General features: G+C 47.4%; 14 protein-coding genes, 1 tRNA gene and 1 other annotated feature. All 15 genes read right to left on the bottom strand.

From position 1 onward, the window contains the following. Positions 1 to 1005 (bottom strand): ketol-acid reductoisomerase, encoded by a 1005-nt coding sequence (gene ilvC / locus Q0757_RS00385; protein WP_298783557.1) that lies wholly within the window; start codon positions 1003 to 1005, stop codon positions 1 to 3. A 30-nt stretch (positions 1006 to 1035) separates the two neighbouring features. Further along, the gene (gene ilvN / locus Q0757_RS00380) at positions 1036 to 1554 is read right to left on the bottom strand and encodes an acetolactate synthase small subunit (RefSeq protein ID WP_298783555.1); all 519 of its coding nucleotides are present in this window, start codon (positions 1552 to 1554) and stop codon (positions 1036 to 1038) included. Beyond that, the gene (ilvB, locus tag Q0757_RS00375; RefSeq protein ID WP_298783553.1) at positions 1551 to 3278 is read right to left on the bottom strand and encodes an acetolactate synthase large subunit; all 1728 of its coding nucleotides are present in this window, start codon (positions 3276 to 3278) and stop codon (positions 1551 to 1553) included. The genes ilvN and ilvB overlap by 4 nt, the downstream gene beginning before the upstream one ends. A 134-nt stretch (positions 3279 to 3412) precedes the next feature. After that, positions 3413 to 3665 (bottom strand) — a binding site (T-box leader). A 37-nt stretch (positions 3666 to 3702) separates the two neighbouring features. After that, positions 3703 to 4608 (bottom strand): branched-chain-amino-acid transaminase, encoded by a 906-nt coding sequence (gene ilvE, locus Q0757_RS00370; RefSeq protein ID WP_298783551.1) that lies wholly within the window; start codon positions 4606 to 4608, stop codon positions 3703 to 3705. 378 nt (positions 4609 to 4986) lie between these two features. Further along, positions 4987 to 5063 (bottom strand) — tRNA-Arg (locus tag Q0757_RS00365). A 72-nt stretch (positions 5064 to 5135) separates the two neighbouring features. After that, positions 5136 to 5666 (bottom strand): metallophosphoesterase, encoded by a 531-nt coding sequence (locus Q0757_RS00360; RefSeq protein WP_298783549.1) that lies wholly within the window; start codon positions 5664 to 5666, stop codon positions 5136 to 5138. 41 nt (positions 5667 to 5707) lie between these two features. Then, positions 5708 to 6304: an XTP/dITP diphosphatase gene (locus tag Q0757_RS00355; RefSeq protein ID WP_298783546.1), complete on the bottom strand. Its 597-nt coding sequence runs from the start codon at positions 6302 to 6304 to the stop codon at positions 5708 to 5710. Further along, entirely contained in the window at positions 6304 to 7080 is a 777-nt protein-coding gene (gene rph / locus Q0757_RS00350; RefSeq protein WP_298783544.1) for a ribonuclease PH, read from the bottom strand. Before rph ends, Q0757_RS00355 begins: the two co-directional genes overlap by 1 nt. Then, positions 7049 to 7918, bottom strand: a complete 870-nt coding sequence (gene racE / locus Q0757_RS00345; RefSeq protein WP_298783542.1) for a glutamate racemase — start codon at positions 7916 to 7918, stop codon at positions 7049 to 7051. The genes rph and racE overlap by 32 nt, the downstream gene beginning before the upstream one ends. Before the next feature lie 232 nt (positions 7919 to 8150). Then, positions 8151 to 9872 carry a phosphoenolpyruvate--protein phosphotransferase gene (gene ptsP, locus Q0757_RS00340; protein ID WP_298783540.1) on the bottom strand — a complete coding sequence of 574 codons (1722 nt, stop codon included), beginning with the start codon at positions 9870 to 9872 and terminating at the stop codon, positions 8151 to 8153. Further along, entirely contained in the window at positions 9872 to 10135 is a 264-nt protein-coding gene (locus Q0757_RS00335) for a phosphocarrier protein HPr (protein ID WP_298783538.1), read from the bottom strand. The genes ptsP and Q0757_RS00335 overlap by 1 nt, the downstream gene beginning before the upstream one ends. Before the next feature lie 345 nt (positions 10136 to 10480). Continuing rightward, positions 10481 to 11278: a succinate dehydrogenase iron-sulfur subunit gene (sdhB, locus tag Q0757_RS00330; protein WP_298783536.1), complete on the bottom strand. Its 798-nt coding sequence runs from the start codon at positions 11276 to 11278 to the stop codon at positions 10481 to 10483. Further along, a complete protein-coding gene (gene sdhA, locus Q0757_RS00325; RefSeq protein ID WP_298783534.1) occupies positions 11278 to 13056 on the bottom strand; it encodes a succinate dehydrogenase flavoprotein subunit in 1779 nt (592 codons plus the stop codon). The genes sdhB and sdhA overlap by 1 nt, the downstream gene beginning before the upstream one ends. Positions 13057 to 13095: 39 nt before the next feature. Then, positions 13096 to 13707 carry a succinate dehydrogenase cytochrome b558 subunit gene (locus Q0757_RS00320; RefSeq protein ID WP_298783532.1) on the bottom strand — a complete coding sequence of 204 codons (612 nt, stop codon included), beginning with the start codon at positions 13705 to 13707 and terminating at the stop codon, positions 13096 to 13098. Positions 13708 to 14094: 387 nt separating this feature from the next. Then, complete coding sequence (locus Q0757_RS00315) at positions 14095 to 15444, bottom strand: TrkH family potassium uptake protein (protein ID WP_298783530.1); 1350 nt, start codon at positions 15442 to 15444, stop codon at positions 14095 to 14097. Positions 15445 to 15480: the final 36 nt, after the last annotated feature.

Genomic DNA, 15480 nt, shown 5'->3' with positions numbered 1-15480 from the left:
TTACACTCCCTTGGAATTTGGGTTAACAAACGGCATCATTTCGCGGAGTTCGCGGCCCACCTGCTCAACGAGGTGATTTCTCTCACGGGCATTGGTAGCGTTGAACTCTGGGCGGTTCGCCTGGTTTTCTGCAATCCATCCTTTAGCAAAACGGCCGGTTTGAATATCGGTCAGAATACCTTTCATTGCCTGTTTGGTATCTTCCGTTACGATGCGCGGTCCAGCCTGAAAATCTCCCCACTGAGCCGTGTCTGAAATGGAATAGCGCATGCCTTCAAGGCCGCCTTCATACATCAGATCGACGATCAGTTTCAGTTCGTGCAGGCACTCAAAATATGCAATCTCCGGCTGATACCCGGCTTCAACAAGCGTTTCAAATCCGGCTTTAACAAGCGCGGACGTTCCGCCGCAAAGAACGGCCTGCTCTCCGAAAAGGTCCGTTTCGGTCTCTTCCTGGAACGATGTTTCCAGAATTCCGGCACGTCCCGCACCGATTTGTTTTGCATAAGCAAGCGCAGAGTTTGTGGCGTTTCCACTTGCATCCTGATACACAGCATACAGAGCAGGTACTCCGGCGCCCTGTTCAAATGTCCGGCGCACAATATGTCCCGGCCCTTTCGGTGCTACCATGAATACGTCCACGTCTTCCGGCGGCACAATCTGGCTGAAATGAATATTGAAGCCATGCGCAAATGCAATCGCTTTTCCAGCTTTAAGCTCCGGCTTGATTTCTTCTGTGTAAATCGTCGGCTGATACTCATCCGGAAGCAGGATCATGATAACGTCTGCTTTCGCCGACGCTTCTTTTACCGAATATACTTCAAATCCATCCTCCGAGGCCTTGTCCCAAGACTTTCCTTTACGGAGCCCAATGATAACGTGAACGCCGCTTTCCCTCAGGTTTTGTGCGTGGGCGTGGCCCTGTGAGCCATACCCTACGATTGCTACTGTTTTCTCCTGTAGTGCTGCCTCATTTACATCGTTGTTATAAAATACCTTTGCCATTGCTGGAACCTCTCCTTTTATGAATACTCATTAATTAATAATGGAATACCTGGTTTGATCACTGCTTTTTTTCGTTGCCCGTTGAAAGGCTGTTACACCCGTGCGGGCCATTTCTTTAATGCCGTAAGGCCTTAACAGATCGATGAGTGCTTCCACCTTTGGTGTGTCTCCGGTCACTTGAATCGTGACACTCTCTCTTCCCACATCGATAACTGTAGCCCGGAACGGTGCAATTAAATCCGATATTTCTCCACGCTGGCCGGAGCCTGTCATGACTTTAATCATCGCAAGCTCTCTGGCTACAATCGCTTCATCGGTAATATCACGGACTTTTAATACATCCACCTGCTTATTCAGCTGCTTGATGACCTGGTCAAGCCCCCGCTGGTCGCTCACATTGACCACAAATGTCATTCTAGACACTTCCGGGTTTTCCGTCATTCCGACTGTGATGCTTTCGATATTGAAATGACGGCGGGCAAAGAGACCGGTAATGCGGTTCATCACTCCTGTTGTGTTGTTTACTGTCGCTGTAATGGTCCGCCTCATGGTTTCACTCCTTCCATTTGATGGTGCCCCTGTCCGGGAGCGATCATCGGATACACGTTTTCTTCTTCGTGTACTCTGCAGTCGATAAGCACCGGTCCGTTGTAGTTGAATGCTTCTTCAAGCACTCCTGCCACTTCATTTTCGTCGGTAATTTTATACCCTTTAATATCATACGCTTCCGCCATCTTCACGAAATCCGGCTGGATTGGAAACAGGGAGTTGGAATACCGCTCTTCATAGAAGAGCTGCTGCCACTGGCGGACCATGCCGAGCGATGCGTTGTTGACCAGAAGCACCTTCACCGGAAGATTCAGCTCCTGCAGGATGGAAAGCTCCTGCATTGTCATCTGGAAGCCGGCATCTCCAAGAATAGCCACTACCTGACGATCCGGTTCGGCAAACTGGGCACCGATAGCAGCCGGAAAACCAAAGCCCATCGTTCCTAGACCGCCGCTTGTCACCCAGGCGTTCGGATGATCGAATTTGTAGTACTGGGCAGCCCACATTTGGTGCTGGCCGACATCTGTCGTGATAATTGCTTCCCCGTTGGTTTTTTCGTAAACAAGCTCTGTAAGCTTCTGCGGTTTAATATACTCAGAGCCTTCCTTGTACCAGAGCGGAAACTCCTGCTGCCATTCGTCCACTTTCATTCTCCAGCGCACGCTTTCGCCCGGCTTTGGATTCACTTCGTTTAACAGGCGCAATGCTTCTTTGGCGTCTCCCACAACCGGAATATGCGTTTCAATGATTTTACCGATTTCTGCCGGATCAACGTCAATATGGGCAACTGTTGCCTGCGGGGCAAAGTGTTCCAAATTACCGGTGACACGGTCGTCGAAGCGGGCGCCTATATTGATAAGCAGGTCGGCTTCATGGAGGGCCATATTGGCTGCGTACGTCCCATGCATACCCGCCATGCCGAGTGCCAGTTCATGAGTGCCGGGAAACCCGCCAAGCCCAAGAAGTGTGGAAGCAACCGGGATCTGCTGCTGTTCGACAAATTCAAGCAGTTCCGGAGAAGCGCCGGCATGCAGAATGCCTGCTCCTGACAGAATAACCGGGCGCTTCGCTTTCGTTACCGCTTCAGCAAGCTTGCGGATCTGAAGCTTGTTTGGCGTATATGTCGGCTGATATCCGGGAAGGTTCGGCTCATCATCGTAATGAAACATCCCGGAGGCAATGGATACGTCTTTAGGAAGGTCAATTACGACCGGTCCCGGACGTCCGGTAGTGGCAATATGGAATGCTTCCCGGATGATTCGCGGAAGGTCCTCCACCGACCGTGCCTGAAAATTGTGCTTTGTGATCGGCATCGTGATACCCAGAATATCCGCTTCCTGGAAAGCATCCGTACCGATTACCGATGTTGCCACCTGGCCGGTCACAACCACAAGAGGAAGAGAGTCAATCATGGCGTCGGCAATGCCGGTTACCACATTTGTAGCTCCAGGGCCTGATGTTACTACACACACACCGGGCTTCCCTGAAACTCTTGCGTACCCCTCTGCTGCATGAATAGCGCCCTGCTCATGCCGGGAGAGGATATGGCGGATACCGGTACGGTAGATTTCATCATACGTTGGAAGAATAGCTCCGCCGGGATAGCCGAAAATGGTATCTACATTTTCCCGGGCCAAAGCCTGGATCAGCATGCTTGAGCCACTCATTTCCTGGTTTTCGTCTTTCAATTCACGCCCTTTTACTTCTCTCACTCTTGTGTTCATACTCGCTCCTCCTTTTATACTCAAATTACTTTTTTCTCCACGCCTGCGTCAATGCCATGCCGCCACCCTTAAAAAGGACTTCTCCGGATAATAAAAAACGCCCTTTCACCTCCAATAGACAGCTGCTGCTGCTCTAAAGGGGCGAAAAGACGTCTGCTTTTCACGGTACCACCCTTTTTTACAATAAGCTCGCACTTATTGCCTTAAGAACCGTTTTTGCGGTTCGGTTTGCCATAACGGAGGCCGTGTAGGCATCCGGCCTTCCTTACTTGGGTTCAGGGAGGCTCTCAAGGGGGAGTTCAATACGATTTCCTGCTGCTCTTTCAGCTGCGGCAGCTCTCTGTGAAGGAAAATCTGTTATTTACTGGTCCCTGTCGTCGATTTATCAATACTATTTAATTATATTGTACATGTAATCAGGCAATTAGCCAATCTCTATGCGTGAATTGTCTGAATAAACTTTTACTCCGTCTTCCACAACCTTTTGTCTGAAAGCACGCAGAAGCCGGTTTGTCTCTTCTCCCGGCTGGCCATCGCCGATCACTCTTCCATCTACCTTTACCACAGCAATGACTTCTGCAGCTGTTCCGGTCAGAAACACTTCTTCTGCGGTATAGACATCATGTCTCGTAAACGCTTCTTCGCGCACGTCATACCCCATATCCTCAGCCATTTCCAGAATCGCCTGCCGGGTGATGCCCTCTAAAGCCCCAATGTAACCCGGCGGTGTCATCAGCACACCGTTTCTAATAATAAAGATATTGTCTGCGGAGCCTTCGGCCACATAGCCCTGATCGTTAAGCATTAACGCTTCGCTGACCCCTGCAAGGCTTGCTTCCATCTTCACCAGTATATTATTCAAATAATTTAATGATTTCACTTTTGGGCTTAATACATCCGGCCGGTTCCGCCGGGTAGCAACTGTCACAATTTCGAGGCCATGCTCGTAAAATTCCTTTGGATAGATTGCAAGCTCCTCTGCAATAACTATAATAGAAGGGTTTGCACATGATGCCGGATCCAGGCCAAGATTCCCTACACCTCTTGAAACAACAAGCCGGATATAAGCATCTTCGAGTTTATTTTTCTGCAATGTCTGCCTGATAATTTCCGTCATATCTTCCTTCGATTGAGGGATATCAAGCATAATCGATTTTGCAGAGTGATATAAACGCAAGAGGTGTTCATCCAGTTTGTAAATATTTCCGTTATATACGCGAATGCCTTCAAAAACACCGTCACCGTATAAAAAACCATGATCATATACGGAGATTTTGGCATCTTCCTTTTTGACGAACTCTCCGTCCATAAATATCCATTGTTCCGCCACTGATATCACCTCTGCGTCCCTTCAATCTATCGTCTGCCCTCTTAATGAACACGGTAACGTGTACACCCTCAAAAGGCAAATGTTCTTTCTCTGAATACATTTTTAACGTTTGACGTATATATTACGCCGAATACAGTTTATGGTCAACCATTTTGCAGAAACTTTTTAGATAATTTGTACTTCTGCATCAGATATAAGAATTATTGTCCACGATCTTGCAATATAACCTGACATTATTTCTTTTAAAGCAGGAGTAAAGGCCCCCCTGAAGCATTTTCTGGGTTCGCCCCGCCTTCCCTTCCAGCATGGGTGAAATAAATAAAAAGAGACAGGAGAGGAAATCCTCTTCTGTCTCTTGGCATATTATTAATTAGGAAATGGTGTCCCAGGCAGGACTCGAACCTGCGGCCTACAGCTTAGAAGGCTGTTGCTCTATCCAGCTGAGCTACTGGGACATCTGTTTTTTGCGACATTCATTATGTTAAAATATTTTCTCCTAAAAGTCAATAAAGGTTTCCAGAGGGATTTTATTCTCCCTCTGGAAATGGAAAGCTTTGCGAAAGTTCAAGAAGCTCGCTGCCTGACTCTCTTTCATAAAAATGGACGTTGATCGACTGGCCCTGGTTAGAGACATTTACGATAGCATAGGTCTGCTCAGGACGCTCCTGCGGCAGCAGCAGGCTTCCTGGATTCACAAAAATCGTTCCGTCCTCTTCAAACGCTCCCGCTACGTGAGTATGCCCGGAACAAACCAGGTCTGCATTAATCTCTTCAGCCTTGGAAAAGAGTGAAGTATAAGACGTTTTCACCTGATATAAATGTCCGTGAGTAAGATACGTTTTTATATGGCCCACGTTTACTGTTAATTCATCAGGAAAGTTTCCCGGACTGTCCACATTTCCCTGAACGATATGCACATCGTTCAGGAGATTATTTTCCGGTGAGGCTTCCGAATCTCCGCAATGCAGTACAGCACTTACCCCGCCCTGATGACGGTCGAGCACCTGCTTTAATACTTCTTCACTTCCATGATTGTCGCTTACTACTAAAATGTCCATTCATTCTGCCTCCAACTCTCTATGATTCGCAAAAATTATTTTCAGTCGTCCTGCAGAAGATTTTGTCCCTGGACGCGCAATCTTTCAAGCGCCTTGCCCCGATGGCTGATGCGGTGCTTTTCTTCTGCGGTCAGCTCCGCCATCGTTTTTTCGTAATCCGGCAGATAAAAGACGGGATCGTAGCCAAATCCGTTATCTCCAGCTTTCGCTTCTGCTATTTCCCCTTCACATGTTCCCGTAAATGTATGAACGCTGCCATCCGGAAACGCCACAGCCAGTACACACACAAAACGGGCACTGCGACCGCCGCGGGGCACCTGCTTCATTTCATGTAACACTTTCTCTATATTTGCTTCATCATCTTTATCTTCTCCCGCAAAACGTGCGGAGTAAACACCCGGGCGCCCGTCTAAGGCGTCAATCTCCAGCCCGGAATCGTCTGCAACCACCGTGCAGTTGAGTTGATCTCTTACAGCCTCTGCTTTAATAATGGCATTTTCTTCAAAGGTGGCGCCGGTTTCTGGAATATCATCAATATTTTTCTCCAGTAACGATTCCACTTTATACTCACTGCCAAACATTTGTTCAAACTCTTTTACTTTTCCCGCATTCTTTGTAGCTATTACTACCGTTTTCATTATAACTCCCTTCCGCTGCTGTCATTTGAAAAGTTCTCCTGAATAGAAGCAGCCGCAGGCCCGATAACCTGCTTTTGAAGCTGAATGATTTCATGCATCCCCGCCTCTGCAGAGTCAAGCATGCTACTTAGCTGTCCTCTTGTGTATGAAGCTTCTTCGCCTGTGCCCTGTACTTCTACATATTCGCCTTTTCCCGTCATTACTACATTCATATCCACATTTGCCTGAGAATCTTCTGCATAGGCAAGGTCGAGGATGGTTTCCTGGTCAGCGTTAAGGCCTACGGAAACAGCTGCTAAGTAATCCGTAATAGGGAAGCCTTTAAATTTTCCCTTCTCATGGTAGGACTGCACAGCCATAGCAAGAGCAATAAAAGCCCCTGTTACTGAAGCTGTACGCGTTCCCCCGTCTGCCTGAATCACGTCGCAGTCAATCCAGATGGTCCGCTCTCCCAGGAGCTTCAGATCCACTACCGCCCGAAGAGCCCGTCCGATTAAGCGCTGGATTTCCATCGTTCTTCCGGTAAGCTTGCCCCGGGCCGCTTCCCGGATATTACGGGTTTCTGTTGCTCTTGGGAGCATCGAGTATTCGGCTGCGATCCAACCCCTCTTTTCCCCACGCATAAAAGGTGGGACACGCTCTTCAATACTCGCTGTACAAATTACTTTTGTGTCACCGAAGGATATCAGTACCGAACCCTCCGGATGCTTTAAATAATCTGTTTCAATTTGAATAGAACGAAGCTCATTCCATTCCCTTCCGTCCAATCGATTCATGTAATCTTCCTTTCTTTTCACTCCCGGCAAACCGGTCGTCACTATCAAGTCGAATAGATACTACATGTTCTATCTGCTGATCCATCCATTGGTTTGCTATGCTCCGAAATTCTTTTTCGGGCCCGGTAGTGTAAAACCTGTGAAACGGAGGGATTTCTCCCGTATTTAACGTTTCATGATAATTAAGCAGTGTGCTTACTTCCCTGGCTGTTTCATCACCAGAGGAGATTAACTGAATGTCCGGACCCACTGCCTCCTGAATCACACCTTCGAGCAGCGGATAATGAGTACACCCTAAAATCAGCGTATCATACGAAGCGTACTTTAGCGGCCGCAGCGTCTGCTTTACAATATCAAGAACAGCTCTGCCCCCGCACTGTCCCTGCTCCACGAGCGGAACGAACGGTACACAGGCAAGTGACGTAACTTCCACATCTTCATTAATAGATTTTAACGCCCGCTCATAGGCACCGCTTTTTACAGTGCCGCTGGTTCCAATCACGGCCACCTGATCTGTTTTGGTGACCTTCAACGCTGATATAGCCCCGGGTGTAATCACCCCTACGACTGGAATATCCAAAATTTGCTTTACTTCCTCAAGCACTACAGCTGTTGCTGTGTTGCACGCAATCACAAGCATTTTGATATTTTCAGACTGCAGCCTTGCAATCATCTGCCAGGTAAACTCCCTTACTTCCTCAATCGGACGGGGCCCGTATGGACACCTCGCAGTATCCCCTATGTATATCATTTCTTCTTTCGGAAGCTGCCTTAAAATTTCGCGGGCCACAGTAAGGCCTCCAAGACCTGAATCGATAACGCCAATAGGTTGTTTCATGTTTGCTTCTCTCCATTTTCAGAACTTGTTATCCGGGTTGGAACCAAACAGACTATCTGATATCTTCTGTGCAGTTCCGGAGCTGCTGACAATTTTATAAATTCCGTTCAAAAGCTTTTTCAGCTGAAGAACATTAACTTTTTCAGTATACAAGAAAATATACGTTTCATCACCCACAAAAAAGCCTGGAACCTACCAACGGTTCCAGGCTTTTTGTTTTCCTGCTTTCAGTTTATTGAATGACAAAGCCTCTGTTTTCAACAAGTTCAGCAATTTCATCTGCTGTAGAACATTTCATTGCTTCCTCTACAAGACCCTCTGCGTCCGTTTTTTTCAACGAGCGGAGCTGGGTTCTTGCTGGAAGTACCGAGGTGGCACTCATGCTGAATTCATCCAATCCGAGTCCCAGAAGAAGAGGGACCGCTACAGGCTCGCCGGCCATTTCGCCGCACATGCCTGCCCATTTGCCTTCTTTATGAGCGGCATCGATCACATTTTTAACTAAACGAAGAATCGCCGGGTGATAAGGCTGATACAAATGAGCTACTTTTTCGCTCATCCGGTCTGCAGCCAGAGTGTATTGGATCAAGTCATTTGTCCCAATACTGAAGAAATCCACTTCTTTAGCAAAAATCTCTGCTGCTGCTGCTGTGGAAGGGATCTCTACCATAATCCCCACTTCAATATCCCCGGAAACCTCGATGTTTTCATCCTGCAGTTCTTTCTTAGCTTCTGCAAGCATCGATTTTGCTTCACGCACTTCTTCTACTGTTGCCACCATCGGGAACATAATTTTTAATTTCCCAAAAGAGCTGGCCCTCAGCAGGGCACGGAGCTGCGTGCGGAACATATCCTTCTCTTCGAGACAGAGCCGGATCGCACGAAAGCCGAGAAACGGGTTCATTTCCTTTGGCAGGTCCAGATAAGGAAGCTCCTTGTCACCGCCGATATCAAGCGTACGTATAACGACTGGCTTTCCTTCCATACGCTCAAGCACTTCTTTATAAGCTTCAAACTGCTCTTCTTCGGAAGGAAGCTCGTTTCTGCCCATATACAAAAACTCTGTCCGGTACAAACCGATGCCTTCAGCACCGTTGGATAAAACACCGTCGAGGTCATTCGGGGTGCCAATGTTAGCCGCTAATTCCACCGTATGACCATCTTCTGTTTTTGTTGGTTCATTGACCAGCTTTGCCCATTCTTCTTTCTGGCGGTTAAACTGCTCCAGCTTCTCTTTATACTCCTGCACTTCATCATCACTTGGGTTGATGACCACCCGGCCCTCAAGGCCGTCAACAATTAAAAGATCGTCCTGATTAATCGTGTCTGTTGCTTCTTTCGTTCCCACTACAGCTGGAATTTCCATCGATCTGGCCATAATCGCAGAATGGGAAGTACGACCGCCGATGTCTGTAGCAAAGCCCTTCACATATTCATTGAGTTGAGCAGTATCAGAAGGGGTCAGATCATCAGCAATAACGATAACTTCCTGATCAATCGTTGCCAGACTGGTATTTTCGAGTCCAAACAAATGCATGAGTACACGCTTGGATACGTCCCGGATGTCCGCAGCACGTTCTTTCATGTATTCATTATCCATGTTCTCAAACATATCTACATACATGTTCGCTACTTCACTGAGAGCATATTCTGCATTGGCACTCTCCTCCGTAATTTTACTGGAGACACCGTCCATAATCTCAGGGTCTTCCAGTACGAGCATATGTGCAGAAAAAATCTCAGCCTGGTCTTCTCCCATGTCCTGAAGTGTTTTTTCTTTAATAACCTGAAGCTCCTGCTTGGACTCCTGGACTGCTTCTTTAAATCTTGTGATTTCGTCCTGGGCGTTATCCACCGGTTTTTTACTTACATCCAATTCCGGTTGTTCCAAAAGGAAAGCTTTTGCAATTGCTATTCCTTTTGAGGCAGCAATTCCGGTCAGGCTGGCACTCATTATTCCCCAAGCCCTTCTTTAATCACTTGATCCACTGCTTCCATGGCATCTTCTTCGTCATTACCTTCAATTTTAACCGTTACTTCGGATCCTTTTCCAACGCCGAGAGACATAACGCCCATGATCGATTTCAGGTTTACGGATTTGCCGTTGTATTCTAAAGAAATATCTGAAGAAAACTGGCCGGCTTTGTTTACGAGCTGCGTCGCCGGACGCGCGTGGATTCCTGTTTCGTTTGTAATAGTAAATGTTTTTTCCTGCATGATTTATACCCCTTTTCAATATAGATCGCTTTCACTAAAAAGCGCTCAACATGTGCGCTTTTCTAGAAAGCAGGCTTTTTATATTGTACTTCACCCTTAATAAAGTCGCAACTGCGAACTGCTCCTATAACCCTGGAGCGTTGTGCACTGCTATTATAAGCGGTTTCAGTATGTAAAATACTTTTATATTGTACCACTCTGATTTGCGGGAAACAAGAATAGACGCAGCGGTTTCTCCTGCAGGACCCCATCAGGCTTTCCTACCCTTTTTGCCGGGTACAGCGCACCTATAATTCACATAAAACATGAAATAAAAAGACAGCCCGGAGGCTGCCCTTTTATCAATTAATTTCCGCCGCCAAAAAAGTTTTTAAACGACTGGATATTTGTTTCGCGGTTCATGGCAGCAATGGAGGTTGTTAAAGGGATCCCCTTCGGACATACTTCCACACAGTTTTGGGCATTACTGCATCCACTGATCCCGCCTTCACCCATCAAGGCTTCCAGACGCTCGGATTTGTTCATTTCCCCTGTTGGATGGGAGTTGAACAGGCGAACCTGGGAAATAGCTGCAGGACCGATAAATGAAGAGTCATCGTTTACGTTCGGGCAGGCCTCGAGGCACACGCCGCACGTCATGCACTTGGAAAGCTCATACGACCACTGGCGCTTATTTTCTGCCATTCTCGGCCCTGGACCAAGATCGTACGTACCGTCGATCGGAATCCATGCTTTAACCTTTTTCAGGGAATCAAACATCCGGCTTCTGTCCACCTGAAGGTCTCTCATTACCGGGAATGTTTTCATCGGCTCCAGACGGATCGGCTGTTCAAGCTGATCAATCAGGGCCGTACAGGACTGGCGGGCCGTACCGTTAACAATCATCGAACAGGCGCCGCATACTTCCTCGAGACAGTTCATATCCCAGACAACCGGATTCGCCTGGTTGCCCTGGCTGTCGACCGGATTTCTGCGGATCTCCATCAGGGCGGAGATAACGTTCATGTTTTCTCTGTAGGGAACTTCAAACTCCTGATCATAGGAAGGACTCTCCGGGTCATCCTGACGGGTGATAATAAACTTCACTTTTTTTGTATCGGTTTCTTCTGCGTTACGCGTTTCTTGCGCTTGTGCATCACTCATTAGTTACTTGCTCCCTTCTCTGAAGATGCTTTTCCTTGGGAATAATCCCGTTTTCTCGGCTTAATCAGCGACGTGTCAACCTCTTCGTACTCAAATTCCGGATGATTGGTTTGCGGATTGTATTTAGCCTTCGTGGTTTTCAGGAAGTCTTCATCATTACGTTCCGGAAACTCCGGTTTATAGTGGGCACCGCGGCTTTCATTACGGTGATAAGCTCCGAGCGTCATCACGCGGGCCAGGTGGATCATTCCTTTAAGCTGGCGGGTAAACATTGCGGCATGGTTATTCCATTTGGAGCTGTCGTGCATGTTAATGTTCTCCCAGCGCTCAAGAAGCTCCTGGAGTTTATCATCTGTTTCGAGCAGTTTATCATTTTCCCGGACCACAGTCATATTGTTTGTCATCCATTCCCCGAGTTCGTTATGAAGCGCGTAGGCATTTTCGGTGCCGTTCATGTTCATAATCCTGTCGAACTCCTGCTGCTCTTCCTGTTTCTTTGTTTCAAAAAGCGAAGAAGAAAGATCTTCCGCTGATTTTTCCAGACTGTTGGCATACTCCACCGCGTTCGGCCCGGCAACCATCCCGCCGTATATAGAGGAAAGCAGGGAGTTTGCTCCGAGTCGGTTACCGCCGTGCTGAGTATAGTCACACTCCCCGGCAGCGAAAATACCCGGAATGTTTGTCATTTGGTTATAGTCAACCCACATGCCGCCCATCGAATAGTGGACAGCTGGGAAGATTTTCATTGGCACCTTCCGCGGATCATCACCCATGAACTTTTCATAGATTTCCATAATCCCGCCAAGCTTTACATCGAGTTCATGCGGATCTTTATGGGAAAGATCCAGATAGACCATGTTTTCCCCATTAATACCCAGCTTCTGGTTAACACAGACATCAAAGATTTCACGCGTGGCAATGTCCCGCGGAACGAGGTTACCGTACGCCGGGTATTTTTCCTCAAGGAAGTACCATGGCTTGCCGTCTTTGTATGTCCAGATGCGTCCGCCTTCCCCACGCGCAGATTCACTCATCAGCCGGAGCTTATCATCGCCGGGGATTGCAGTCGGGTGAATCTGGATAAATTCACCGTTGGCATAATTGACGCCCTGCAGGTAAAGCGATGAGGCGGCAAAGCCGGTGTTGATCATGGAGTTCGTGGATTTACCGAAAATGATGCCAGGGCCGCCCGTAGCCATAATGATTGCATCAGCCCGGAACGTTTCAATTTCCATCGAGCGCAGGTTTTGAGCGGCAATGCCTTTACAGGCCTGCTCCTCATCCAGAATAGCCGAAAGAAATTCCCATCCCTCGTATTTATTGACAAGCCCTTCTACTTCATAACGGCGAACCTGCTCGTCCAGCGCGTACAGCAGCTGCTGGCCAGTCGTTGCTCCGGCGTAAGCCGTACGGTGGAACTGGGTGCCGCCAAAACGGCGGAAGTCGAGCAGTCCTTCCGGAGTCCGGTTGAACATAACGCCCATGCGGTCCATCAGGTGAATGATCCCCGGAGCCGCTTCTGTCATAGCTTTTACCGGAGGCTGGTTTGCCAGGAAGTCGCCCCCGTATACAGTATCATCAAAGTGCTCCCACGGGGAGTCACCTTCACCTTTTGTATTGACGGCACCGTTCATGCCGCCCTGAGCACAGACAGAGTGAGAACGTTTTACCGGTACAATTGAAAACAAGTCCACCTGAGAACCTGCTTCAGCGGCCTTGATTGTTGCCATCAGTCCTGCCAGTCCTCCGCCTACGACAATAACTTTTCCATTACTCATGCGGATGTTTCACTCCTTTAGTTTATTAAAAAACCGATCTTATACGAATGCGAAAATAGCACGAAGGCCAATCACAGACATCGCTACGAAAACGAACAAAGTGAAATATGTTGCAGCCAATTGGGCTTTTGGCGTAACCGTAATACCCCATGTAACCAAAAATGACCATAAACCGTTTGAAAAGTGGAATGTGGCAGACAGGATACCTACGATGTAAAATGCGAGCATCCAAGGATTCGCTACGATATCAGCCATCATCTGATAGTTTACTTCAGCACCGAAGAACTGGGCCTGCACCCATGTATCCCAGACGTGCCAGGTAATAAACACCAGCAGAAATACCCCGGTGATACGCTGGAAAATGTACATCCAGTTACGAAAGTAGCCAAAGCGCTTCGCATTCGCCTTGCCCTGAAATACAATAAAAAGTCCGTAAATCCCGTGAAACAGTATAGGAATATAAATGAGAAACATCTCTAAAAAGATACGAAACGGTAAATTTTCCATAAAGTGAGCCGCTCCGTTGAACGCTTCAGCACTCCTGGTCGCGAAATGGTTTACTACGAAGTGCTGCATTAAAAATAGTCCAATTGGAATAATACCAAGAAGCGAGTGCAGCCTCCGGGCGGCAAATTCCTTATTTAAAGCCATATTCATCCTCCTCCATTAGCATAAAAATTCTCTCCATCCTGTTTTTCTGCCTTGCTTTCTTTTCCGGCTCCATTACCCCCTTGCTGAACTTTCCACTGCCCGCACAATAAACAGAATTACAGTCTCCTGTTTTCTATGTACTCGTGTGCCGGCTGTGTCTCCTGCTTCTTTTCCCTTTTGCAAAATGCATATGCATGCACGATACAACCAATTAGTCACAAAACCGAAAAGAAATATTCAGGGAATTGTACGAAACATTACGTTAATTGTACTCCCCCTAAAATTACCCGTCAAGAAAACGTATACAGCATCTTAAATGTATATTATTCATCTTTTATACGATTCACTTCCCCTGCAATAAAGAAGGCCGGAGAATTCCCTCTCCGGCTAGCCAATAATTATGCGTTCTGTTGGATATCTATAATGCGATTTTGTTTCTTTCTTTTTCACTGAGAATAAAAACACCAGGATTCCCACCCGTCCGATGAACATCAGGCACATGAGCAGCACGTGACTCGGGGTGGAAAAATCATCCGTCAGCCCGGTCGAAAGCCCACAGGTTCCGAAGGCCGAGCTTGTTTCAAAAATAATATCAATCAATTCCACTTCTGCATTGCCGCGTTCGAAGGCGCTGATTAGAGTAATCGCAGCCAATAAACCTACAATAAAAAAGGAAATGACAATAAACGTCCGCTGTTTATCCTCCGGGTCAATCTGGCGGTTGAATACTTTGACATCCGAGCGTCCAAGCGCAAAGCTCCGAATCGTCAAAAACATTACAGCAAGGGTGGTCGTCCGGATCCCTCCCCCGACACTCGATGGACTCGCCCCGATAACCATCAATCCCGACATCAGAAGAAGCGTCGGCATAGAAAACGCCGAAACATCCATTACCGACAACCCGGCACTTCTTGTGGTCGCTGAGTTAAACATCGAAAAGAAAAACTGCTGATGCCAGGCCATACCATCATAATAAAAGCCGAATTCAAGTGCCCATATGCTGACCGCCCCGAGCACAAATACGAGAAAGTACGTCGTAGTCGTCACTTTCGTAAACAGGCTGAAATTAAACCGCTCACGGTTTGTCAGATATTCCCGGACCTCCATCAGAACCGGAAAGCCAATCGCCCCGGCAAAGATCAGAGTGATGACGACAAACAGGACATAGTAGTCTTCAGCAAAAGGGATGAGCGATTGCCCTGTGACGTCAAAGCCAGCATTGGTAAAAGCACTAAGCGCGGCAAAGCCGCCCTGATAATAAGCTTCCCACGTCGAATCAAAATAACGAAGAAAGTATGTACCAAGTATCAGCATCCCCATGGCTTCAATACCTAAAGCAAGCAGCAGGATGTTTCTCATCAGCTTGACCATTCCCGAAAACTTATACTGATTCTGGTCCACCATAATCAGTAACCGCTGGGATAAATTAATTTTTCTTCCAAAAACCATCCACACAAACGTGCCCAGAGACATAATTCCAATGCCGCCCACCTGCATCGCCAGTGCTAAAAACGCAATCCCGACAGAGCTCAGAGTGTCAGACACCTGAATCACTGTCAGTCCTGTTACGCTGACGGCGGATACTGAGGTAAACAAAGCTTCGATATATGTTAATTCATGCCCCGGCTGATGTGAAATTGGCAGCCAGAGCAGTAAACTGAACAACAGCATTGAAAAAACGTAGGCACCGATGATCATGCGAAATGGTGTCATTTTTTCTGCAAAAACATTTTTCATATCGGTCCCTCCGTCATAATCGTGCATTAGTATATC

Origin of the sequence: uncultured Marinococcus sp. (genome assembly GCF_947493875.1) — a bacterium.
GTDB lineage: Bacteria > Bacillota > Bacilli > Bacillales > Marinococcaceae > Marinococcus.
This window is presented reverse-complemented; position numbering and strand designations above follow the sequence as displayed.

Coding starts and splice junctions, on each gene's coding strand:
- ilvC (WP_298783557.1), bottom strand. CDS start 1,005: ATGGCAAAGGTATTTTATAACAACGATGTAAATGAGGCAGCACTACAG.
- ilvN (WP_298783555.1), bottom strand. CDS start 1,554: ATGAGGCGGACCATTACAGCGACAGTAAACAACACAACAGGAGTGATG.
- ilvB (WP_298783553.1), bottom strand. CDS start 3,278: ATGAACACAAGAGTGAGAGAAGTAAAAGGGCGTGAATTGAAAGACGAA.
- Q0757_RS00360 (WP_298783549.1), bottom strand. CDS start 5,666: ATGGACATTTTAGTAGTAAGCGACAATCATGGAAGTGAAGAAGTATTA.
- Q0757_RS00355 (WP_298783546.1), bottom strand. CDS start 6,304: ATGAAAACGGTAGTAATAGCTACAAAGAATGCGGGAAAAGTAAAAGAG.
- rph (WP_298783544.1), bottom strand. CDS start 7,080: ATGAATCGATTGGACGGAAGGGAATGGAATGAGCTTCGTTCTATTCAA.
- racE (WP_298783542.1), bottom strand. CDS start 7,918: ATGAAACAACCTATTGGCGTTATCGATTCAGGTCTTGGAGGCCTTACT.
- ptsP (WP_298783540.1), bottom strand. CDS start 9,872: ATGAGTGCCAGCCTGACCGGAATTGCTGCCTCAAAAGGAATAGCAATT.
- Q0757_RS00335 (WP_298783538.1), bottom strand. CDS start 10,135: ATGCAGGAAAAAACATTTACTATTACAAACGAAACAGGAATCCACGCG.
- sdhB (WP_298783536.1), bottom strand. CDS start 11,278: ATGAGTGATGCACAAGCGCAAGAAACGCGTAACGCAGAAGAAACCGAT.
- sdhA (WP_298783534.1), bottom strand. CDS start 13,056: ATGAGTAATGGAAAAGTTATTGTCGTAGGCGGAGGACTGGCAGGACTG.
- Q0757_RS00320 (WP_298783532.1), bottom strand. CDS start 13,707: ATGGCTTTAAATAAGGAATTTGCCGCCCGGAGGCTGCACTCGCTTCTT.
- Q0757_RS00315 (WP_298783530.1), bottom strand. CDS start 15,444: ATGAAAAATGTTTTTGCAGAAAAAATGACACCATTTCGCATGATCATC.